This window comes from Massilia sp. YIM B02769 (genome assembly GCF_030411995.1).
Taxonomy (GTDB): domain Bacteria; phylum Pseudomonadota; class Gammaproteobacteria; order Burkholderiales; family Burkholderiaceae_D; genus Telluria.
This window is the reverse complement of the sequence record NZ_JASNRC010000012.1, coordinates 121,537-142,007: the sequence shown is the minus strand read 5'-3', so window position 1 is coordinate 142,007 and position 20,471 is coordinate 121,537. Positions and strand designations below refer to the sequence as shown.

Annotated in this window: 15 protein-coding genes and 1 other RNA gene; 5 read left to right on the top strand and 11 right to left on the bottom strand. The window is 66.8% G+C overall.

Annotated features, from left to right (window positions below; all coding sequences use genetic code 11):
- Positions 1–64: 64 nt before the first annotated feature.
- Genes QPK31_RS19810 through QPK31_RS19800 form a run of 3 tightly spaced genes read left to right on the top strand, consistent with a single transcriptional unit; the run spans position 65 to position 5,927 of the window.
- Positions 65–2,893 (top strand): response regulator, encoded by a 2,829-nt coding sequence (locus QPK31_RS19810; protein ID WP_290424605.1) that lies wholly within the window; start codon positions 65–67, stop codon positions 2,891–2,893.
- Position 2,894: 1 nt separating this feature from the next.
- Positions 2,895–5,078, top strand: coding sequence for a bifunctional diguanylate cyclase/phosphodiesterase (locus QPK31_RS19805; protein WP_290424604.1), 2,184 nt, complete (start codon positions 2,895–2,897; stop codon positions 5,076–5,078).
- 48 nt (positions 5,079–5,126) lie between these two features.
- Positions 5,127–5,927 (top strand): hypothetical protein, encoded by an 801-nt coding sequence (locus QPK31_RS19800; protein WP_290424603.1) that lies wholly within the window; start codon positions 5,127–5,129, stop codon positions 5,925–5,927.
- A 54-nt stretch (positions 5,928–5,981) separates the two neighbouring features.
- Here QPK31_RS19800 and QPK31_RS19795 read toward each other — a convergent pair whose 3' ends face one another.
- Entirely contained in the window at positions 5,982–8,393 is a 2,412-nt protein-coding gene (locus tag QPK31_RS19795) for a penicillin acylase family protein (protein WP_290424602.1), read from the bottom strand.
- 197 nt (positions 8,394–8,590) lie between these two features.
- On the opposite strand from QPK31_RS19795, the gene QPK31_RS19790 reads away from it, so the two are divergent.
- Complete coding sequence (locus tag QPK31_RS19790) at positions 8,591–8,866, top strand: hypothetical protein (protein WP_290424601.1); 276 nt, start codon at positions 8,591–8,593, stop codon at positions 8,864–8,866.
- On the opposite strand, the gene QPK31_RS19785 is transcribed toward QPK31_RS19790, so the two are convergent.
- From QPK31_RS19785 to ubiD, 7 genes are all read right to left on the bottom strand, one after another.
- Positions 8,803–9,759: a polysaccharide deacetylase family protein gene (locus QPK31_RS19785; protein ID WP_290424600.1), complete on the bottom strand. Its 957-nt coding sequence runs from the start codon at positions 9,757–9,759 to the stop codon at positions 8,803–8,805. The genes QPK31_RS19790 and QPK31_RS19785 overlap by 64 nt on opposite strands.
- Entirely contained in the window at positions 9,746–10,882 is a 1,137-nt protein-coding gene (locus tag QPK31_RS19780) for a glycosyltransferase family 1 protein (RefSeq protein ID WP_290424599.1), read from the bottom strand. The genes QPK31_RS19785 and QPK31_RS19780 overlap by 14 nt, the downstream gene beginning before the upstream one ends.
- Before the next feature lie 107 nt (positions 10,883–10,989).
- Positions 10,990–11,580 (bottom strand): recombination mediator RecR, encoded by a 591-nt coding sequence (gene recR / locus QPK31_RS19775; RefSeq protein ID WP_290424598.1) that lies wholly within the window; start codon positions 11,578–11,580, stop codon positions 10,990–10,992.
- Positions 11,581–11,599: 19 nt separating this feature from the next.
- Positions 11,600–11,929, bottom strand: a complete 330-nt coding sequence (locus QPK31_RS19770) for a YbaB/EbfC family nucleoid-associated protein (RefSeq protein WP_229439345.1) — start codon at positions 11,927–11,929, stop codon at positions 11,600–11,602.
- A 45-nt stretch (positions 11,930–11,974) separates the two neighbouring features.
- Positions 11,975–14,197 (bottom strand): DNA polymerase III subunit gamma/tau, encoded by a 2,223-nt coding sequence (locus QPK31_RS19765; RefSeq protein WP_290424597.1) that lies wholly within the window; start codon positions 14,195–14,197, stop codon positions 11,975–11,977.
- A 191-nt stretch (positions 14,198–14,388) separates the two neighbouring features.
- Positions 14,389–14,487, bottom strand: an RNA gene (ffs, locus tag QPK31_RS19760) — signal recognition particle sRNA small type.
- Positions 14,488–14,811: 324 nt separating this feature from the next.
- Positions 14,812–16,296, bottom strand: a complete 1,485-nt coding sequence (gene ubiD / locus QPK31_RS19755; RefSeq protein ID WP_290424596.1) for a 4-hydroxy-3-polyprenylbenzoate decarboxylase — start codon at positions 16,294–16,296, stop codon at positions 14,812–14,814.
- Positions 16,297–16,886: 590 nt separating this feature from the next.
- On the opposite strand from ubiD, the gene QPK31_RS19750 reads away from it, so the two are divergent.
- Positions 16,887–17,708, top strand: coding sequence for a transglycosylase SLT domain-containing protein (locus tag QPK31_RS19750; protein WP_290424595.1), 822 nt, complete (start codon positions 16,887–16,889; stop codon positions 17,706–17,708).
- A gap of 337 nt (positions 17,709–18,045) precedes the next feature.
- Here QPK31_RS19750 and nusB read toward each other — a convergent pair whose 3' ends face one another.
- Genes nusB through ribBA form a run of 3 tightly spaced genes read right to left on the bottom strand, consistent with a single transcriptional unit; the run spans position 18,046 to position 20,176 of the window.
- Positions 18,046–18,516, bottom strand: a complete 471-nt coding sequence (gene nusB / locus QPK31_RS19745; RefSeq protein WP_290424594.1) for a transcription antitermination factor NusB — start codon at positions 18,514–18,516, stop codon at positions 18,046–18,048.
- Between the two features lie 13 nt (positions 18,517–18,529).
- A complete protein-coding gene (ribH, locus tag QPK31_RS19740) occupies positions 18,530–19,012 on the bottom strand; it encodes a 6,7-dimethyl-8-ribityllumazine synthase (protein WP_290424593.1) in 483 nt (160 codons plus the stop codon).
- 51 nt (positions 19,013–19,063) lie between these two features.
- On the bottom strand, positions 19,064–20,176 hold the full coding sequence (gene ribBA, locus QPK31_RS19735) for a bifunctional 3,4-dihydroxy-2-butanone-4-phosphate synthase/GTP cyclohydrolase II (protein ID WP_290424592.1): 1,113 nt from the start codon (positions 20,174–20,176) through the stop codon (positions 19,064–19,066).
- Positions 20,177–20,471 lie beyond the last annotated feature (295 nt).

Genomic DNA, 20,471 nt, shown 5'->3' with positions numbered 1-20,471 from the left:
TTCTGCATGGAGGGCTTGCGCCGCGTCCCTGCGCCGGTCCGCATCTCAATGCCGGACCCGACCCATGCCCAATTTCCAGCGTTCCAGCCTGAACCGCAAACTGACGATGATGTCGCTGCTGTCCACCGGCAGCGCGCTGGCCTTCGTGTTTGTCGCCTTTGCCGTCGCCTCGGTGCTGAACGGACGCAAGGACGAAAGCATGCAGCTTTCCTCGCTGGCCGGCGTGGTGGCCGCCAACAGCGCCGACGCCCTGGTCTTCAACGACCGCAGCCTGGCCGGCGCCCTGCTCGCGGCTCTGACCGCCAAGGAAGAAATTTCCAGCGCCGCGCTGTACGACCGCAAGGGCCGGTTGTTCGCGTCCTGGCAGTCGCCCGGCCATGCCGCCGCCGCGCCGGCCCCAAGCCTGGACGCCTTTGACGAAGCCGCCCTGAACGAGGCCAGCCTGGCCGGCTCGCGCATCTGGTCGCCGCGCATGCGCCTGTACCGGCCCGTCACCAGCGCCCAGGCCCAGGTCGGCGTGATCGTCATCGAAGCCGACTTGCTGGCCATGTGGCTGGCCATCGCCCGGAGCGTGGGCGTGATCGGCGCCGCGATGTGCGTGTCGCTGCTGGTGTCGCTGCTGGTGTCGCTGGTGCTGGCGCGGCGCTTCACGCGCTCGATCGCCGACCCGGTCACCAAGCTGATTGGAACGGCGCGCGAGGTTTCAAGCAGCCAGAACTACACCCTGCGCGTGCCGAACAGGCGCAACGACGAACTGGGCGCCCTGATCGACAGCTTCAACACCATGCTGGCCCAGATCGAGGGCCGCGGCACGGCGCTCACCAACCACCGAGACGAACTGGAACGGCAAGTCTCGGTGCGCACCGAGCAGCTGGAACGCGCCAAGAACGCCGCCGAAGCGGCCAGCCGCGCGAAGAGCGCCTTCCTCGCCACCATGAGCCACGAGATCCGTACCCCGATGAACGGCGTGCTCGGCATGGCCGAGATGCTGCTCGGGACCGAACTCACCGATAACCAGCGCAACTACACGCGCCTGGTGAAACGCTCGGGCGAGCACCTGCTGGTGATCATCAACGACATCCTCGACTTTTCGAAAATCGAGGCCGGCAAGCTGACCATCGAGTACATCAACTTCAACCTCTGGGACCTGCTGGAAGACATCCACACCGTCTACACGCCGCAGGCGCAGAGCAAGGGCATCGCGCTCGACTTCGACATCGCCAACGACATCCCGGTGGCGATCTGCGGCGATCCGAACCGGCTGCGCCAGATCATGGCGAATTTGCTCGGCAACGCCATCAAGTTCACCGAGCAGGGACGGATCCAGGCCACGGTGCGCGTGGCCAGCGAAGACACCCAGGCCGTGATGCTGCGCTTCGAGGTGCGCGATACCGGCATCGGCATTGCGCGCGAAGCCAGCAGCCGCATCTTCGAGGCCTTTTCCCAGGCCGACGATTCGACCACCCGCAAGTACGGCGGCACCGGCCTCGGGCTGGCGATCTCGAAGGAGCTGGTGGAACTGATGGGCGGCACCATCGGCGTCGAGCGCGGCAAGCCGCAGGGTTCGGTGTTCTGGTTCACGGTCGGCTTCGACAAGCGCCGCGTCGACCCGGATGCCCCAGGCAGCCAGCAGCATACGCTCGACGGCCTGCGTGTGCTGGTGGTCGACGAAGCGCACGACAGCCGCGTCGGCCTCGAGCGCCACCTGGCCGCCTGGAAGGTGGCCTGCGCCAGCGCCACCTGCGCCGCCGACGCCCTCGACAAACTCGACAGCGCCGCGCGCGCCGGCCAGCCCTTCGACGCGGCCGTGCTCGACATGGAACTGCAGCATGCGAGCGGCCTGCTGCTGGCCGCCACCATCAAGGCCAGCCCGGTGACGCGCCCGACGCGCCTGGTCCTGCTCAGCGCCGAGCGCCTGGCGGCCGACCCGGTGCAGCGGCGCGAGGCCGGCGTGGCCTACCAGTTGATCAAGCCGGCGCGCGCGGCCGACCTGTTCGCCTGCATGGCCACGCGCCCGCGCGGCGCCACCGCCCCGGCGCCGCAGTTCATGCCGCCACCCGCCCTGCCGCAGCCGGGCGGTGTGACGCGGGTGCGGCGGGTGCTGCTGGCTGAGGACAATCCGGTGAACGTCGAAGTCGCAAAGGCGATGCTGGAAAGCCTGGGACTGCAGGCGCAGGTGGCGCAGAACGGCGCGGAAGCATTGCAGGCGGTACGCGCGGGCGACGTCGAGGCGGTGCTGATGGATTGCCAGATGCCGGTCATGGACGGTTTTGCCGCCACCGCCGCGATCCGCCGCGCGGAACGTGAAGCAGGCCTGCCGCGCACGCTGCCGATCATCGCCATCACCGCGAACGCCTTGCAGGGCGACCGCGAAGCCTGCCTCGCCGCCGGCATGGACGACTACCTCTCGAAACCCTTCACCCAGCAGCAGCTGGCCGCCGTGATCGGACGCTGGATCGCCCTGCCCCTGGCCGGCAGCGTCCACCACGGCGACGCTGCACCCACGCTGCCGGCGGAGGCGCGCGAAGCGATCCAGCGCGAGGTCATCAACGGCGCCGCGCTCGACAAGATCCGGGCCCTCAGCCGCGACGGCGGCGACGTCCTGGTGCAGAAGGTGATCAACGCCTATGTCGGCGACGTGCCCCAGCACCTGCGCACGCTGCGCCAGGCGATCGGCGGCTTCGACGCCGTCACCGTCAAGCGCATCGCCCACAGTTTGAAGTCGGCCAGCGCGAACGTCGGCGCCGAGGCGCTGGCCGGCCTGTGCAAGGACCTGGAACAGCTCGGCCGCGCCGACACCATCGAGGGCGCCGACGCGCTCCTCACCGACATGGAACACGAATTCCAGGCGGTCCGGCATTCGCTCAATGCCATGCTAGAGAAGGAAACCTGAGATGCCAAGCTCTTCCCAACGCGGTGTCGTGCTGGTGGCCGACGACGATCCGGTGATGCGCATGCTGATGCTGGAGATGCTGGCGCAAGTCGGCCTGGATGCGATCGAGGCCGCCGACGGCGCCCAGGCCGTGCAGCTGGCGCGCGAGCGCCGGCCCGACCTGATTTTGATGGACGTCGAGATGCCGCACATGGACGGCTTCGCGGCCTGCCGTGCGATCCGCCGCGACGAAGCCGGCGGCGCCCTGGTGCCGATCGTGATGGTCACCGGCGGCGACGACATCGAGGCCGTCACCAGCGCCTATGAAGCCGGCGCCACCGACTTCGTCTCCAAGCCGATCAACTGGCCCATCCTCGGGCACCGCGTGCTGTACGTGCTGCGCGCCAGCGACGCGATTGCGCGCCTGCGCATCGCCGACGCCCAGAACCGCGCGGTGCTGGCGGCGATTCCGGACACCTTCTTCCGCATGAACCGCGACGGCTTCTACCTGGATTACGAGCCGGGCCATGAACGGCCGCATCGCGAACGCAGCGTACGCGCCGCCGACCACGAGCAGGCGCCGTTCTCGAGCGACCGCTGCATCGGCCGCCACATCAGCGACGTGCTGCCGCGCCCGATTGCGGCGCGCATGCTGGAGCAGCTCGGCGAAGTCCTGCGCACCCAGGAAATCCGCTCGGTCGAATACGAATTGATCCGCTTCGGCGCGGCCCAGCATTTCGAGGCGCGCCTGGTCGCCACCAGCCCCTCCGAGGTGCTGGGACTCGTGCGCGACATCAGCGAACGCAAGCGCACCGAGGAGCAGATCCGGCGCCTGGCCTACTGCGACAGCCTGACCGGCATCCCGAACCGCCAGGCCTTTCTGGAAAACCTGGAACGCGAGCTGCAGCGCTCGAAGATCGGCAACAAGAAGTTCGCCGTGCTGTTCATGGACCTGGACGCCTTCAAGCGCATCAACGACACCCTCGGCCACAACGTCGGCGACCACCTGCTGAAAATCGTCTCGGAGCGCCTGCGCGACACCATCCGCCCGAGCGACCTGCTGTCGAGAGGAGAGGCGGTATCCGGCGATATCGCGCCGGATACCGCTGCCGAGGATTCGGCCAGCAACCTGGCGCGCCTGGGCGGCGACGAATTCACCATCCTGATCCCCGACCTGGAACGGGTCGAGCACGCGCTGAACGTGGCGCACCGCGTGAAGGAAGCGATGCGCCGCCCCTTCCTCATCGACGGCAACGAGATTTTCGTGACGGCCAGCATCGGCATCTCGCTGTTCCCGGAAGACGGCGACGACTGCAATTCGCTGCTGAAGTACGCCGACACCGCCATGTACCACGCCAAGAACTGCGGCAAGAACAACGCCAAGCTGTACAGCTCTTCGCTGACGATGCAGATCATGAGCCACGTGAAGCTCGAAGTGGGCTTGCGCAAGGCGCTGCAGAACGACGAACTCTACCTGCTGTACCAGCCCCAGCTCGACGTGCGCTCGCAGGAAGTCGTCGGCGTGGAAGCGCTGGTGCGCTGGCGCCATCCGGAGCGCGGCATCATCTCGCCGACCGAGTTCATCCCGCTGGCCGAGGAGACCGGCCTGATCGTGCCGATCGGCGAATGGGTGCTGCGTACCGCCTGCAACCAGGCGCGCGCCTGGCAGCGCCACGGCCGCCGCGCGCTGCGCATGGCGGTCAACCTCTCGGCCAAGCAGTTCAAGGACGAGAACCTGTCGCAGATCGTGCTCTCGGCCCTGATCGACACCGGGCTCGATCCGAAGCTGCTGGAACTCGAACTCACCGAGGGCACGCTGATGGACGACGCCCTCGCCACGCTGGCCACGCTCGAGCAGCTGCGCCGCATCGGCGTCTACCTGTCGATCGACGACTTCGGCACCGGCTACTCGTCGATGAACTACCTGAAGCGCTTCGACGTCCGCGCCCTCAAAATCGACCGCAGCTTCATCAACGGCCTGCCCCAGGACTCGGAGAACGCGGCGATCACGCGCGCGATCATCGCCATGGCCCACGGCTTGAAGATGGCGGTGGTGGCCGAGGGCGTCGAGACCGACGAACAGCTGGTGCTGCTCGAAGAGTATGGCTGCGACATGGTACAGGGCTACTTCCTGGGCCATCCGTCGACGGCCGACACCATCACGCAGATGCTGGGCAAGCTGCGCCTGGTGCTGCCCTCGGGTTGAGCGGGGCGTTAGAATCGACGCTACCATCCACGCGCGGAGGTTCACGCCATGCCTTTTCACAGCTCGACCCGCTTGCCGGCGCGCGCCCTTGCTTGCGCCATGCTCGCAGGCAGCACGCCCCCCATGTCGATCGCTGCGGCCGGCATCGACCTGGCGCATGCTCGTGCCGGCGGCTATCCCTATTACCAGGACGAAGCGACCGTGCAGCCAGGCGACTACTTCGCCCTGCATTGCGCGCAGGCGTGCGCGCTGAAGAAGACCCGCGTCTCGCTGCCATCTGCGACGATCAAGACTGTTGAGGGCCCGGAACGTGGACTGTTCGTGCGTAGCCATCCTTTCATTCCCTCGCTGTTCCTTGTGCGAGGCCACCCTGGCCTGCGCGAAGGGCCGGTCAAGACCTGGTACGCCAACATGCGCTTCCAGCATAGGCCTGACCAGGTGCCTGGCGACCCGTTGAAAGGATCTCAACGCCGCACGATCGATATCGACGGCGCACCTCTCCACGTGGAAGGCAGGGTCGAACAAATCGTGGACAAAGCCTGCGCCGCATACGGGCAGTGCGAACGCTATCCCAGGATTACCTGGACTGTCCGTTTTGGCGATACCAAGCGCACGCTCGCGGTGCTAGGTGGAGAAAACGAGCTGCAGTCGCCAATTCCGATCGAGGACTTCCTGGTCTGGGTCGGCGACCTCGATGGGGACGGCAAGCCGGACATGGTCGTCCGGCCGCAGGACCTGAACCGGGGACTGGAAATGGCGCTGTACCTGTCGAGCGAGCTGGTGCCGGGAAGACCGTGGAAGCCGGCCGCTGCCTTCCATTTCTGGGACCCGGCACAATACGGCTGCTAGCGGTCGCCAGGAAGACCGCTTCGTGTTCGTGCCGGGCGATCGTGCCGCCAGCAATCACCGTGTGGCCGGCGTCAAGGTCAGCGTATGCCGCGCCACGCCCGGCAGCAGCGGCAGCGGCGTGCCCTTCACCCACTCCGCGTGGCCGCGCCGGAACCAGGGCGACAGCGGATGCCCGCTCTGCCCGCCGGGCATGTTGTACAGCCCCTCTTCCTCGCGGCCCGGCGACACCGTCATGCGCTCGGACTGGCCGAACTTCGGCCCGGCCACGCGCGGCATGTGGGCGTCGCCCGGCAACTGGTCGGGCGGCATGCCGAGCCAGCCGGCCAGGGCTGGCGCTGCCAGCGCGATCGGGTGCGTGATCGCGGCCGTATTGCGCTGGCCCCAGGTGGCCTTGGCCAGCGGCAGGCCTTCCTTGTCGAGGTCGGCGATGACGCGGTCGACCGCGGCCAGCTGCAGGTCGCGCCAGCTCTGCCGACCTGCGGGCAGCCAGCCGGGCGGCTGGGTATCGAGCAGGCGCACCAGTACCGCCGGCCAGCGCGGATTGGCGCTGCCCAGGCTCGCCTTCGGATCGAGCTTCGCCAGTTCCTCGTTGACGCCGGCGAACAGGATGTCGTGCAGCGCCCACATGGCGTTGCGCGCCAGGCGGTAGCCCACCGAATCGACGTCGGCGCGGCCGTTCCAGCTGGTCTCCAGCAGGCGCCGGAACTCGGCGCGCCGCGGCTTGCCGGCGGTGGCGGCCGGGTCCAGCACGCCAAGCACGCGCTCGCGCCACAGGGCCATGAAGCGCGCGCGGTCGTCGAGCGCGGCCTGGAAGGCGCTGGCGACGTCGGTGCGCTGGCCGAGGCGGTGCACGCGGTCGGCCAGCTGCGCATTGCGCATGCCCAGGTCGTAGCCGCCGTCGCCCAGCAGCGCGCTCCCCGGCCCCGCCAGCTGGCGGCTGTTGGCGGTGGTGATCTGGCCCTCGGGCGGATTCACCACACGCGGGTAATCCTGCGGCGCCAGCAGTCCCTGCCAGCCCGGCGCCGCGGCGCCAGCGTCCAGCGGGAAGCTGTTGCCGGTACCGGCTTGGGCGCGGCGCGGCAGCATGCCGGCGATGGTCCAGCCGATGTTCCCGGCGCGGTCGCCGCCGACGAAGTTCTGGGCCGGGATGCCGTCGGTGTTGGCAATGGCGAGCGCCGCGTCCAGCGACTCGGCCTCTTCCAGCTTCAGGTGGTTCAGGTTCACCGCCTGCGGCTGGTGCGCCACCCAGTGCACCGCGTACTGCCTGCCGCCGGCGGCGCGCAGCGGGCCAAGCGAACTCTCGCGCACCAGCAAGCGCTCGGCCGGCGCGCCTTTCACCGTGATCGTTTCCGGGTGGTCGCTCAGGCGCTCCCAGCCCGCCGGCGTGCGCACTTCGTCCGGGCGCGCGGCATCGATGCCGACTTCGACCAGGTCGAGGGTATCGCCATAGCTGTTGGTGAAGCCCCAGGCCACGTGGCCGTTGCTGCCGGCGATGACCAGCGGCGGCGCGCCGGGCAGCGTGACGCCGACCAGGCGCCGCTGCATGCCGCGCGCATCCGTGTACAGCAGCGCCAGCCGGTACCAGATGTTCGGCAGTTGCAGGCCGAGGTGCATGTCGTCGGCGACGATCGCCGCGCCATTCGTGCTGCGGCTGCCGGCGATCGCGTAGTTGTTGCTGCCGACCGCATCGACGAACGCGTTCGAGGCCAGCTGCAGCGGCGCCTGCGGCGTGCGGCCCCACCAGGCCGGGGCCGACGGCGGCAGAGGCGCATCGGGCGGGCCGGCGTGCAGGGTGGCGTCGAGCGGCGCATCCCAGCGCGAAGCCTGGGGCAGCAGGAAGGCCAGCTGGCTGGCGTCGCTGTGGTCGCGCAGCCAGCCGCGCGCCAGTTCGCGCCCTTCCTGGTTGCCCTGCAAGTCGATGTACATCGCCCACACGGCGAGCAGCGAATCCTCGGCGCGCCAGGCCTGCGGCGCGGCGCCGGCCAGCAGGTACTCGAAGGGCCGCGCCTTCAGCGCGTTCAGTCCGGCGTTGACGCCGGCGACATACCGGTCGACGAAGGCGCGTTCCTGCGGCGCCAGCAGGGCGAGCGAGGCTTGCGCGCGGGCGCGGAAACGGTGCAGGCGGCGCGCCCGGTCGAGCGGCAAGGCGCGCGGGCCGAACAGCTCGGCCAGTTCGCCGGCGGCGGTGCGGCGCAGCAGGTCCATCTGGAAGTAGCGCTCCTGCGCGTGCACGAAGCCGGTGGCATAGGCCAGGTCGAGGCGATTCCGGCCGCGGATCAGCGGCACGCCCATGTCGTCGCGCTCGATGCTGACCGCCGCCTGCAGCCCGGCGCCGGCGCGCTCGCCATCGAGCTGGGCCAGGCTGGCGCGCAGGAACAGCCAGATGCCGAGGGCGGCGAGCAGCAGGACCAGGAACAGGGTTCCGGCCATCCACCCGGTCCAGACCTTCCAGCTTCGCTTGGCCATCTGCTCTCCATGTTTCTATTTGTTAAGCCTCGCATCTTGCCAGAAAAACCACCCTTGAGAAAGCGTTACCCGCTCCCATCTACCGGTAAGCAGACTCGGGCGCCGCGCGATTGGCGGCGATCGAGCAGTGTCATGGCGATTGCGCTAAGCTCGAATCCAGGTCTGGATTCGGGACAACCAACAACGAGGAGTCAATGATGCGTACCCTCATCGTACTATCCGCAGCGCTCGTATTGAGCGCCTGCGCTACCCCGCAAGAAAAGGCCGCACGCAAGCAAGCCGAGATGGCCGAACTCATGCAGGTATATGGACCGGCCTGCGACCGGCTCGGTTATGCCCAGCAGTCGGATCAATGGCGTAACTGCATCATCAGCCTGAGCACGCGCGACGAAGTCCAGCGGTCGGGCAACTATGGGCCGTATGGCGGCTGGGGTCCGGGCTGGCGCGGCGGGTTCTGGGGCCGCGGCTGGTAAAGCCGGGCGCAATGTTCCTTGGTCACTGCCTCGCGCGCCGTGAGCAAGCTTTCCACCAAGCGCTGGGCATGCGCGAGCAAGCGTGGATGACGCACGTCCGGCGGATGCAGGCTCAGGCGCACCAGCGGCGCCCCGCCCTGCCAGCGCGCGGCCAGGCCGGCGGCGATCGGTGACAACCATCGCCCGCTGCGGTTGCGGGCGGCGTAGACCAGCGACGGCGCAAACAGCGCCGGACCGTCGGGCGTGATTCTCAAGCTCGGCAGGTTCGGCTGATTCCGCCGGTTCTTCTCAGGCAAGCCCTGGCGCCCGGCAAGGCCGCCATGTTCCGGCAAGGCCCCCTCGCTCCGGTCGCCCGCCCCGTCCAGCAAGTGAAAGCGCGCGAACGTCGTCGTATAGGCGAAGCCGAAACCGCTCAACGCCTCCCAGGCGCCCTCTCCCATCAGCCAGGCCGGCGGCACGAAGCCGGTGGCCGTCCATCCGCGCGCGCGGAACCATGCCAGGCCCAGTTCGATCCGGCGCCGCGCCTCGCCGGCCGGCAAGGCAGCGAACTCGCCTTCGCGCTGCGTGTACACCCCGCGCAGGAAACGCTGGCGCATGCTCCGCGCGCGCGCTGCGGTATCCAGGTGGGTATAACCGTGCAACACCAGTTCGTCGCCGCGAGCCAGCGCCGCATCCAGCCCGGCGCGCAGCGCCGCATCGTCGTCGGGACGGTCGTGATAGCGCGGCACCACCAGCCAGCTCAGGGGAATGTCGGCCACCGTGCGCAGGGCCGCGGCCAGGCGTGCGCAATCGTCCCAGGTGGACGGCGCGACGTCGTGGATCGAGACGCACAGCAGCGGTGGCGGCCCCTGGGCCGGGTCGTTGCGCACGGTCACCGGCTCAGTCCGACACACAGACTTGTTCGGCGCCGGGTTCGCCGCGTTCGCGCTGGCCCAGCACCGCCTGGTAGCGCCGCATTACCTGCGGCAGGATCTGCTCCCAGTCGTAGTAGGCGGCGGCCTTGTGGCGTGCATTGGCGCCCAGCGCCTTCAGGTCGCGGTCGTAGATGGCTTCGATGGCGCCGGCCAGGCTGTCGACCTTGTTCGGCGCCGCCAGCACGCCGGTCTGCTCGTCCACCAGTTCCGCGATGCCGCCGCCGGTGGTCGCCACCACCGGCAAGCCGCAGGCCATGGCTTCGAGCACGATCAGGCCAAAGGTTTCGCAGTCGCCCGGATGCACCAGCACGTCGCAGCTGGCCAGCAGCCGGGCCAGCTGGCGCTGGTTGCGCTTGAACGGGATATACGTGATTTGCGGGTAGCGCGGCAGCTCGGCGCCGCCGCCGATCAGCACCAGGTGATAGGGCCGGCCCAGCTTGCGCACGGCATCGATCAGCAGGGGCAGTTTCTTTTCCGGCGTGAAGCGCCCGGCATACACCAGCAGGCGCGCATTCTGCGGCAGGCGCAGGTGGGCGCGCAGGGTCTCGACGCGGCGCGCCGGGTGGAACACATTGCTGTCGATGCCGAGCGGCTGGTGGCGCACCCCGTGTACGCCGATGTCCTGCAACTGCTCGACCATCACGCGGCTGGGCGCCAGCACCAGGTCGAACTGGCGGTACAAATGGGCCAGGTATTTGCAGGTGACGCCCTCGATTGTCTGGCCGAAGCGCGGGCGCACCAGGCGCGGCAAATCGGAATGATAAAAGGCGATGGCCGGCACGCCGAGGCGGCGCCGCAGGCGCAAGGCAGCCCAGGCGCTGTGGCCGGCGTCGCCGGCCTCGATCAGGTCGGGCCGCGCCTGGTGCAGCAGGCGCAGCGGGGCGCGCACCGAGGTCGGCATGCGAAAACCGTTTATACCCGGCAGCGACATGGCCGGCACCCGCACCAGGGCCGGCGCATCGCCGCCGCTGTCGACGTTCGGACTGAGGATGGTATGGCGGTAGCGGTGCTGGCGCGCCAGCCAGCGCGCCTTGGCGTTCAGGTAGGTGCTCACGCCGTTGCCTTCGCTGGCGTAGAACATGGTGATGTCGACGAGATGCATAAACGCGGTCCGCTTGAAGTGAGCCCACGATAGCAGTGGCGTTTCAACATCGATTGCGCACACGCAAACGCGACGAGTACCGCCGCGGGGCTACTGGATGAGACCGATTATGCGTTACGGCGATCCAGCATGGCGCGCGCGATGGTGCCGGCGTCGACGTACTCGAGTTCGCCGCCCACGGGCACGCCGCGCGCCAGGCGGCTGACCTTCAGCCCGCGCGCCTTCAGCATTTCGCTGATGTAGTGGGCGGTGGCTTCGCCCTCGTTGGTGAAATTGGTGGCAAGCACCACTTCGCCGACCACGCCGTCGGCCGCGCGGCCGACCAGCTTTTCCAGGTGCAGGTCTTTCGGGCCGATGCCGTCCAGCGGCGACAGCCTGCCCATCAGCACGAAGTACAGGCCCTTGTAGGTCAGGGTCTGCTCGATCATCATCTGGTCGGCCGGGGTCTCGACCACGCACAGCATCGTGTGGTCGCGCTCCGGGTCGGCGCACATCTCGCAGACCTCGGTGTCGGCGAAGGTATTGCACATGGCGCAGTGGTGCACCGTGTCGACGGCCTGGTAGAGCGCGCGCGACAGCATCGCGGCACCCTCGCGGTCGTGCTGCAACAGGTGGAACGCCATGCGCTGGGCCGATTTCGGCCCGATGCCGGGCAGGCGGCGCAGCGCCTCGGTCAGGAAGTCGAGCGACTTGGACATGGGCGCGGCTGGTTCCTGCTTAGAACGGCATCTTGAAGCCGGGCGGCAGGCCTGGCATGCCGGCGGTCAGGCCGCTCATCTTTTCGGCGGCGGTGGCCTCGGCCTTGCGCACGGCGTCGTTGAAGGCGGCGGCGACCAGGTCTTCCAGCATGTCCTTGTCGTCGGCCAGCAGCGACGGGTCGATCTGGACGCGCTTGACGTCGTTCTTACAGGTCATGGTGACCTTCACCAGGCCGGCGCCGGACTGGCCTTCGACTTCGATCTGGGCCAGCTGCTCCTGCGCCTTCTTCATGTTGTCCTGCATGGCTTGCGCCTGTTTCATCAAGCCTGCGAGCTGGTTTTTCATCATGATGCGGTTCTCCAATAAGTCGGATGGTGAGGAATAAATGGCGGTTCAGGCCACGTTCGGCTTGACCGAGCCGGGCACGACGAACGCGTTGAAGGTGCGCTCCATGTCCTGCACGAAGGCGTCGCCGGCGACAATCGCTTCGGCCTGGCGCTGGCGTTCTTCGCGCGCGGCCTTGGCTTCGGCGCTGGCGGTGTACCAGGTCGGACCGAGTTCGGTTTCCAGGTTGACGCGCACGGACGGAAAACGTTCCTGCAATGCCGCCTGGAGTTTTTCGCTGTTGCCGCTGGCGCGCAGGGTGTCGACCGGCACGCGCAGGTGGAAGGTGGCCGAACCGGCGTCGGCGTGGCATTTGACCAGTTCGGTCTGCAGGGCCAGCTGCTGCGATACACCGCGCAAGGCCAGGCTGGCGGCCAGGGCCGGCCAGTTGCCGTCCCAGGCTATGGCCGGCACCGGGGTGATGACATAGGCGTGCGGCGGCGCGGCCGGCGCGCGGACAGCCGGCACGGCCGGGGCCGGTGCGACCACGGTCTGTGCTTCGGCGGCAACGGCGGTGTCGTCGGAAAATTCGGTGACCCAGGATGGCGGGCCGTCTTCGTCGGCTTCTTGGTAAGCGGCGCGCGCTTGCGGCTGCTGGCGCACCTCGGCTTGCGCCGGGGCTTGTGCCTGCGCCTGCGGACGGTCCCAGGGTGGCGACGATGCGCCCGGACGCGTGTCAACCGCAGGGGCAGATGCGGCCATGCTGGCCGACGGGCCGGATGGAGAAGCTGGCGGCGCCATGCGCGCAGCGGGTGCGCCCGGCGCCATGCCTGCCGGGCCGACATTGATCGGGCGCCCAGGATCGGCGGCCGGCGCCGGCGCGGCGGCAGCTGCGGCTGGCGGCGCGGCATCGGCGCCCGGACGCTTCGGCGCCACGCGCTGGCCCGAGGCGGCGCGCGCCGCTTCCAGCGCGGCGTTGATCGCGGCGCGCGCGGAATTCATGGCCGGCGCCGGATTGGCGGCGGCTGGCGGCGGCGCGCTCGGGCGTGCCGGTGCGGCGGCGGCTGGTGCTGCCGGAGACTGGGCCGGGGCCGGCGCAGCGGCAGCAGCCGCTGCGGCAGCGCGCCCGGCCGGCGCAGCCATGCGCGGCGCGGCGCTGGCCGCCGGTGCGGACAGGCGCTCGGCCCCGCCCTGCCCCGGACGGAAAGCCAGCATGCGCAACAGGGTCATCGTGAAGCCGGCGTATTCGTCCGGCGCCAGGCCGATCTCGTTACGGCCGTGCACGGCGATCTGGTAGTACAGCTGGACTTCCTGCGGATCGAAGGCCTCGGCCAGGCGCAGGATGTCGCCGAGCTCCGGCAAGTCCTGCGGCACGGCGGCCGGCACCGACTGCGCCAGCGCGATCCGGTGCAGCAGCGTGCCCAGGTCTTGCAGGGCGCCATTGTAGGACAGGCTGCGGCTGGCCATTTCGTCGGCCACGGCCAGCAGGTCGGCGCCGTTCTCAAGCGCCAATGCATCGAGCAGGCGCACCAGGTAGGATTGGTCGAGGGCGCCGAGCATGCCCTGCACCGCATCCAGCGTCACCGCGCCGGCGGCGTAGGCGATCGCCTGGTCGGTCAGCGACAGCGCATCGCGCATCGAGCCGTGGGCGCCTTGCGCCAGCAGGCGCAGGGCCGGCTGTTCGAAGCTCACGCCTTCCTGGCCGAGAATGTTCTCGAGGTGGCCGACGATATGGCCCGGCGGCATCTGCTTCAGGTTGAACTGCAGGCAGCGCGACAGCACCGTGACCGGGATCTTTTGCGGATCGGTGGTCGCCAGGATGAATTTCACGTGCTCGGGCGGTTCCTCGAGCGTTTTGAGCATCGCGTTGAACGCGTGGTTGGTCAGCATGTGCACTTCGTCGATCATGTAGACCTTGAAGCGCGCATTGCTCGGCGCGTAGATCGCCTGCTCGAGCAGCTGGGCCATTTCGTCGACGCCGCGGTTCGAGGCGGCGTCCATCTCTATATAGTCGACGAAGCGGCCGGCATCGATGGCGCGGCAGGCTTCGCACTGGCCGCAGGGATTGGCCGTGATCCCGCCCTGCCCGTCGGGGCCGGTGCAGTTGAGCGACTTGGCAAGAATACGCGACAGCGTGGTCTTGCCGACGCCGCGGGTACCCGTGAACAGATAGGCGTGGTGCAGGCGGCCCGTGTGCAGCGCATGCGTGAGCGCGCGCACCACGTGCTCCTGGCCGACCAGCGTTTCGAAGTTCTTGGGACGGTATTTGCGGGCGAGGACTTGATAGGACATGCCGCGATTTTACCGCAGTTGAGGCTTGCCGCGAACATTCGCGGCTGAGGTGGCGCCCTTCTTCCCGGCCAAGGCTGCAACAATAGTTTTATCCGGCAAACAATTGTTCAACGACGGGGCATGCCGGTGCGGACTGCGGGCTGGAACGAGAGGGGAAGCTGAGAGAGGGAAGCGATGCGAGGAGAAACGAAGGAGGCGAGCCTGATCTGCGGCACTTGCGGTGAACGGCTGTGGCTGCTTCGTTCCCGACCTGACCAGGTAAACCATGCCACAATGCGCAGGGGCCCGCCAGCACTCATTATAACCGACGCCGCCAGGGTTGTGGCGTCGAATTTATTGCCGGGGCATGGTACATGTATGTCCCTGCCGGCGCGTGATCGTACGGTGGGCACTCCGTGCCCACGCGGGTACGTACGTCACCTTGCACCTGCAACGGTGAATTGTCGCTCGTGACGCTTCCGCTAGTCACGATACGATTCCTGGAAATTCTGTCCTAGAGACACATCGCGGGCGACGTCCCTCGGCCGCAGGCCAACAGGATACGCACGTAACCGCGTGGGCACGGAGTGCCCACCTTACGGTCGGCGCCGGCGGTCAAGCTCGGCGCCTCTGGGTCAAATCCCCAACTGCTGCCAAATCTCATCGACGCGCGTCTTGACCTCCGGCGCCATCACGATCGGCGTACCCCACTCGCGATTCGTTTCGCCTGGCCACTTGTTGGTGGCATCGATCCCCATCTTGCTGCCCAGCCCGCTAATCGGCGACGCGAAGTCGAGATAGTCGATCGGCGTGTTATCGACCAGCACCGTGTCGCGCGTCGGATCGACCCGGGTCGTGATCGCCCAGATCACTTCCTTCCAGTCGCGCACGTTCACATCTTCATCCACCACCACGATGAACTTGGTGTACATGAACTGGCGCAGGAAGCTCCAGACCCCGAACATCACGCGCTTGGCGTGGCCGGCGTACTGCTTCTTCATCTGCACCACGGCCATGCGGTAGCTGCAGCCTTCCGGCGGCAGGTAAAAGTCGGTGATCTCGCTGAACTGCTTCTGCAGCAGCGGAATGAAGACTTCGTTCAACGCCACTCCCAGCACGGCCGGTTCGTCCGGCGGTTTGCCGGTGTAGGTCGAGTGGTAGATCGGGTCGCGCCGCATGGTGATACGGTCGATCGTGAACACCGGGAAGCTGTCCTGCTCGTTGTAATAGCCGGTGTGGTCGCCGTACGGACCTTCGAGCGCATGCTCGAACCCCGACTCGTGGTTCGCATCCGGGTAGATATGCCCTTCCAGCACGATCTCGGCGGATGCCGGCACGCGCAGTTCGCTGCCGATGGCTTTCGTCAGCACCGTGCGCTGGCCGCGCAGCAGGCCGGCGAACTGGTATTCCGACAGACTGTCCGGCACCGGCGTCACTGCGCCCAGGATGGTGGCCGGGTCGGCGCCCAGGGCCACGGCCACCGGATACGGCTGGCCCGGGTTGGCAAGCGCATGTTCGCGGAAATCGAGCGCGCCGCCGCGGTGGGCCAGCCAGCGCATGATCACCTTGTTCGGCCCCAGCACCTGCTGGCGATAGATACCCAGGTTCTGGCGCTTCTTGTTCGGGCCCTTGGTAATCACCAGGCCCCAGGTAATCAATGGCGCGATGTCGCCCGGCCAGCAGTGCTGGATCGGCAGGCGGCCGAGGTCGACATCGTTACCCTCCCAGACGATTTCCTGGCAAGGCGCACCCTTTACTTCTTTCGGCGCCATGTCCCACACGGCTTTCACGAGCGAGCCCATGTCCATGATGTCCTTGAAACCGCGCGGCGGCTCCGGCTCCTTCAGACGCGCCAGCACGTGGCCGATGCGGCGCAGCTCATCCACGTTCTCGGCGCCCATGCCGAGCGCCACGCGCTGCGGCGTGCCGAACAGGTTGCCGAGCACCGGGATGGTGTGGCCGGTCGGTTTTTCGAACAAGAGCGCCGGTCCGGCGGCGCGCAGGGTGCGATCGCAGACCTCGGTCATCTCGAGATGGGGCGATACCGGGATGGTTACCCGCTTTAATTCGCCTATTTGTTGCAGTTGGGACATAAAATCCCGGAGATCCGAATATTTCATCAACTTTTACTTGTTTTTTCGATTGCTTGAGGTTAATCAAATACAGCGGCCAAGTGATTGATTTGCCACGGTATTGCTGAGCTGGCGTGACAGTATTTAGATTTAAAAGTTATTAAGCGCGTTCGTGCTAGTATTGACTTGGTATAAACCACCTCTTAGAATCCCCCCTACTTGATGAGGCGGCCACATTTTGCAGTGATTGTAGCTGTTCTCATAACTTCACGGGGTCGGGGCCCCAATGACATTTTAAGGAGTGTTTTCAAGAGGCGTCTGCCTCAAGAACCTTCGGGTTCTATCCCCCGAGACAGTTGTTGAGCCACTGGCAACGCCACCCACCCTTGGGTCATGCGGCCAGCTGTAGCAAAGCAATGACGGCGTTTTGGCCAGCCCACGATGGGTGGCCTGACGATTTTTCTGATGCACGGCATTGGTCACCACCGCAGCGCCTGGAGCGCCGCGACGGGATGCTTTTTGCCGCGACAAAGGGGACTTCGATGATCAATCGTTTGTTCGGCACGAGCGCAAGGCTCGTCCATCTGGCCAGCCAGCCAGTCTCATGGTCTTCCATGGGCAAAACGGCGCGTGGTCTGATGACCACCATGCAGCACACCCTGACCGTGTTCGGTCTCTCGGCAGTGGCGGTACTGGCCCTGCTCTACAGCAACCCGGACGCCGCCAAGAAAGTGTCCGAATTCCTGCACCCGGAAGCCGCCGCACTCGCTTCCGCACCCACCCCGGTCGTGGTGGCGCAGGCAGCACCCGCACCTGCCGTGGCGCCTGAACCGGTCGTGGCGGCCCACGACGCGAAAATGCTGGGCAACGCAAAGCAGCAGCAAAACGTGACCTCCTGGCTCGCCAAGCGTTACCGCGTGGCCGGCGATGCCGCCAACATGCTGGTCTCGACCGCCTACATGACGGCGCACGAGGTCAAGCTCGACCCGCTGCTGATCCTGGCCGTGATGGCGATCGAATCGGGCCTGAACCCCTTCGCGGAAAGCCCGATGGGCGCCAAGGGCCTGATGCAGGTGATGGCCAAGGTCCACCACGACAAGTTCCAGCAAGTCGGCGGCGCCCAGGCCGCGCTGAACCCGGTCGCCAACATCCGGGTCGGCTCCCAGATCCTGAAGGACTACGTCAAGCGCACCGGTTCGGTCGAAGGCGGCCTGAAGACCTACGTGGGCGCGGCCGACTTCGAATCCGACTCGGGCTATGGCGCCCGCGTGCTGGCCGAGTGGAACCGCCTGAAGCAGGTAGCGAACGGCAAGAAGGTGCCGACCCGCACCCCGGCAGCGCCGACGCAGATGGTCGTCAAGCGTGTCCAGCCGGAAGCACCGGCTCCAGCGCCGGCGCCGAAGGCCGAAGCGGCTGCGCCTGCCGAGGGGCATACCGAGACGCTGGCGGCGAACCTGTAAGCGTCTCTCTATAGATACTCCTCATGGCCACCCTTGCGGTGGCTTTTTTTATTCGCGAAGGTGCCAGGCACGTTGCTCACGTTGGCGAAGGTATGGGGTTTGTAGGGTGGGCACTTGTGCCCACGCGGCACGACGAATGCAGCAAATTGCTTCGCCGAGAGACCGCGTGCATCTGCCTGCCGAGGCTTCGCGTAGCCGTGGTGGTCTGCCGAGGCACGACCGCGTGGGCACAAGTGCCCACCCTACAACAGCCAAACCAAAAACAAAAAACCACCGTGCCGCGAGGCAACGGTGGCTTTCTGGCCGGTGCTACTAATATATATAGTAGCAGTACGTTTTAACGCCGCGCGTCAGCCGCGACTTCGTCCGGACGCAGCTGGCCGGCCAGCTTGTCGAGCACGCCGTTCACATACTTGTGTCCGTCGATACCGCCAAACGACTTGGTCAGCTCGACCGCCTCGTTGATCACGACGCGGTAAGGAATTTCCGGGTGGTTCTTCAGCTCGTAGGCGCCCAGCAGCAGCACGCCGTGTTCGATCGGCGACAGTTCGGCGATGCCGCGGTCGATCAGCGGGGTGATCGTGTCGCGCAGTTCGAGCGAGGTGCTGATGGTGCCGTTGAGCAGGCCGGCGAAGTAGTCGCCGTCGGCCTTGTCGAAACCATGCGCCTGGCGGATGTTCTTCGCCACCGTGCTCGACGGCTCATTGTTCAGCAGCCATTGGTACAGGCCCTGCAGCGCGAACTCGCGCGCGCGGTGGCGCGGGGTGCGGTTCTTGCTCGGGTTGGCGTGGGTGGTCTTGTCGTTCATTGTTTTCCTTGGATTACTCTTCTTCTTCCGGATGCAGCTCTTCGAGCGCCATCAGGAGGTTGGCCATCTCGACGGCCACCTTGGCGGCGTCGGCGCCCTTCTCGGCCATGCGCGCTTCGGCTTGCGCATCGTTTTCGGTGGTGAGGATGGCGTTGGCGATCGGGATGCCGTAGTCCAGGCCGATGCGGGTGATGCCGGCGCCCGATTCGTTCGAGACCAGCTCGAAGTGGTAGGTTTCGCCGCGGATCACGGCGCCCAGTGCGACCAGGGCGTCGAACTGCTGGGTCTCGGCCATCTTCTGCAGCGCCAGCGGCACTTCCAGCGCGCCCGGCACGGTCACGTGCAGGATGTCTTCGTCGGCCACGCCCAGGCGCTTCAGTTCCGCCAGGCAGGACGACAGCAGGCCGTGTCCGACGTCGGCGTTGAAGCGCGCCTGCACGATCCCGATGCGCAGGTCTTCGCCCGTCATGTTGCTTTCATAAGTTCCTACGGTCATGGCTGCCCTCTTCTTGTTGGTCGTATTAATAGATAGTGAAAGTGTACCGCTTCAAGCCGCGGGGCTGGCAATATAACCCGTGACTTCCAGGTCGAAACCGGTCATCGACGGCATCTTGCGCGGATTCGCCAGCAGCTTCATCTTGCCCACGCCAAGTTCCTTCAGGATCTGGGCGCCGATGCCGTAGGTGCGCAGGTCCATCGTGGCGGCGCGGCCGCTCGGGCGCGCGCCCGGGGCGTCGATCGAGGCGAATTGCGAGAACAATTGCTCGGCGGTTTCGCCGCAGTTCAGCAGCACCAGCACGCCGCTCTCGCTCTTCTTGATCGCTTCCATCGCCGAGGCCATGGTCCAGGAGTGGGTGGTGGCCTTGTGCTCCAGGATATCCAGGATCGACACCGGCTGGTGCACGCGCACCAGCGTCTCGACGTCGCGGTCGATGTCGCCGTGGACCATCGCCAGGTGGGCGCAGCCGCTCGGCTTGTCGCGCCAGGCCATCAGCTTGAACTCGCCGTGGGCGGTGTTCAGGGTGCGCTCGGCAACGCGCTCGACCAGGCTTTCGTTCTGGCTGCGGTAGTGGATCAGGTCGGCGATGGTGCCGATCTTCAGGTTGTGTTCCTTCGCGAACTCGATCAGGTCCGGCAGGCGCGACATGGTGCCGTCTTCCTTGATGATCTCGCAGATCACCGAGGCCGGGGTCAGGCCCGCCATTTCGGTCAGGTCGCAGCCGGCTTCGGTATGGCCGGCGCGCATCAGCACCCCGCCCTTGACCGCGCGCAGCGGGAAGATGTGGCCGGGCTGCACCAGGTCGTCCGGGGTGGCGTTCTTGGCGACGGCCACCTGGATGGTGCGGGCGCGGTCGGCCGCCGAGATGCCGGTGGTCACGCCTTCGGCCGCCTCGATCGAGACCGTGAAATTGGTGCCGAAGGAAGTGCCGTTACGGCTGGTCATCATCGGCAGGGCCAGGCGGTCGCAGATTTCTTCCGCCAGGGTCAGGCAGACCAGGCCGCGGGCGTGGCGGATCATGAAATTGATCGCTTCCGGGGTCACGAAATCGGCCGCCAGCACCAGGTCGCCCTCGTTCTCGCGGTCTTCTTCGTCCACCAGAATGACCATGCGCCCGGCGCGCAGTTCGGCAACGATTTCCTGGGTACTGGAGATAGACATGTGGGATTCCTCGGGTGCGGGTAATAAATAGAGATGCGGCAGATGCAGATGCGGGTGACGCCTCGTGCGCAATCCGCTATTTTAAAGGATTTGCGGGCTTCCGGCCTCCCATCGCCATGTTCGCTGCTCGACAATGTCGTGAAGGAGCAATGCGCCCCGCATCATCTCGTTGCACTATCGCAACAAGTTGGCATTTGTTCAAATACAATTGTTAAACGTTATGTCTTAGAATGCAACGTTGTGGTGTTTGCGCCATCGGCTGGATTATGATGATCCGGTCTAACGCGCCGGCGAG

Coding starts and splice junctions, on each gene's coding strand:
- QPK31_RS19810 (WP_290424605.1), top strand. CDS start 65: ATGCCCAATTTCCAGCGTTCCAGCCTGAACCGCAAACTGACGATGATG.
- QPK31_RS19805 (WP_290424604.1), top strand. CDS start 2,895: ATGCCAAGCTCTTCCCAACGCGGTGTCGTGCTGGTGGCCGACGACGAT.
- QPK31_RS19800 (WP_290424603.1), top strand. CDS start 5,127: ATGCCTTTTCACAGCTCGACCCGCTTGCCGGCGCGCGCCCTTGCTTGC.
- QPK31_RS19795 (WP_290424602.1), bottom strand. CDS start 8,393: ATGGCCAAGCGAAGCTGGAAGGTCTGGACCGGGTGGATGGCCGGAACC.
- QPK31_RS19790 (WP_290424601.1), top strand. CDS start 8,591: ATGCGTACCCTCATCGTACTATCCGCAGCGCTCGTATTGAGCGCCTGC.
- QPK31_RS19780 (WP_290424599.1), bottom strand. CDS start 10,882: ATGCATCTCGTCGACATCACCATGTTCTACGCCAGCGAAGGCAACGGC.
- recR (WP_290424598.1), bottom strand. CDS start 11,580: ATGTCCAAGTCGCTCGACTTCCTGACCGAGGCGCTGCGCCGCCTGCCC.
- QPK31_RS19770 (WP_229439345.1), bottom strand. CDS start 11,929: ATGATGAAAAACCAGCTCGCAGGCTTGATGAAACAGGCGCAAGCCATG.
- QPK31_RS19765 (WP_290424597.1), bottom strand. CDS start 14,197: ATGTCCTATCAAGTCCTCGCCCGCAAATACCGTCCCAAGAACTTCGAA.
- ubiD (WP_290424596.1), bottom strand. CDS start 16,296: ATGAAATATTCGGATCTCCGGGATTTTATGTCCCAACTGCAACAAATA.
- QPK31_RS19750 (WP_290424595.1), top strand. CDS start 16,887: ATGACCACCATGCAGCACACCCTGACCGTGTTCGGTCTCTCGGCAGTG.
- nusB (WP_290424594.1), bottom strand. CDS start 18,516: ATGAACGACAAGACCACCCACGCCAACCCGAGCAAGAACCGCACCCCG.
- ribH (WP_290424593.1), bottom strand. CDS start 19,012: ATGACCGTAGGAACTTATGAAAGCAACATGACGGGCGAAGACCTGCGC.
- ribBA (WP_290424592.1), bottom strand. CDS start 20,176: ATGTCTATCTCCAGTACCCAGGAAATCGTTGCCGAACTGCGCGCCGGG.